The organism is Methylibium sp. T29-B (assembly GCF_000576225.1).
GTDB classification, from domain to species: Bacteria; Pseudomonadota; Gammaproteobacteria; order Burkholderiales; family Burkholderiaceae_C; genus Methylibium; species Methylibium petroleiphilum.
Genome location: NZ_AZSN01000380.1, coordinates 1 through 820, shown reverse-complemented (window position 1 = coordinate 820; position 820 = coordinate 1). Strand labels below are relative to the sequence as shown.

Here is an 820-nt window from a genome sequence, read left to right as displayed (position 1 = left end):
CGGTGGCGTCCGCGCAGGCGCTCGCCGGCCTCGGCCTGCACGGCGATCGCAGTGCCACGGGGCGCGGCCTGGGCGGCAAGCGCCAGGTCACGCTGCTGCAGGCCGAGCACCTGCCGGTCATCGCCGCACTGGCGGGACGGCCGGAGGTGACCGCCGATGCGCTGCGCCGCAACCTCCTGGTGTCGGGGCTGAACCTGCTGGCCGTGCGCACGCTGTTCCGCGACCAGCCGCTGCGCCTGCGCATCGGCGCCGACGTGCTGCTCGAGCTCACCGGCCCCTGCGAGCCTGCTCGCGCATGGAGGAGGCGCTCGGTCCGGGGGGCTACAGCGCGGTGCGCGGGCATGGCGGTGTCACCGCGCGGGTGCTGGCCGGTGGCATGCTGCACCTGGGCGACGCGGTGGTGTGCGAGTTCGCGCCACCCGGCGGATGACGACAACCCGCGAGGAGGATTGCCGATGTTTCCCTGGTTCTGGCTCCACTGGGCGCCGCAGCTTCACTTTCCGCTGAGCGGTGCGGTCACGCAGGACATCTTCAGCGGGATCCGCCCGACGGCCGGCGACGCCGACGTCGAACGCGCGGTGTTCGACGTGGCCAGCTACGGCAAGCAGCTCGGCTGGCTCAGCGAGGTGGTGCTCGGCCAGCAGCCCGACGCCACGCCCGAGCGCGCGGCGCAGGCGCAGACCGCACTGCAATGCCTGCGGACGCTGGCCGTCGAGGTGGAGACCATCAAGGACCGGCAGCGGCGCGAGCGGCGCGAGGCGGCGTCGGCCGCCGTCGAGGCTCTGGCGCAGAGCGATCCCGAGGCGCTGGCCGCGCTGCT

Annotated in this window: 1 protein-coding gene; it reads left to right on the top strand. The window is 74.3% G+C overall.

The genetic code is table 11. The features are described from left to right. Positions 1–820: MOSC domain-containing protein (locus Y694_RS26365; protein ID WP_409072503.1), on the top strand; the 820-nt coding region annotated here is incomplete at both ends.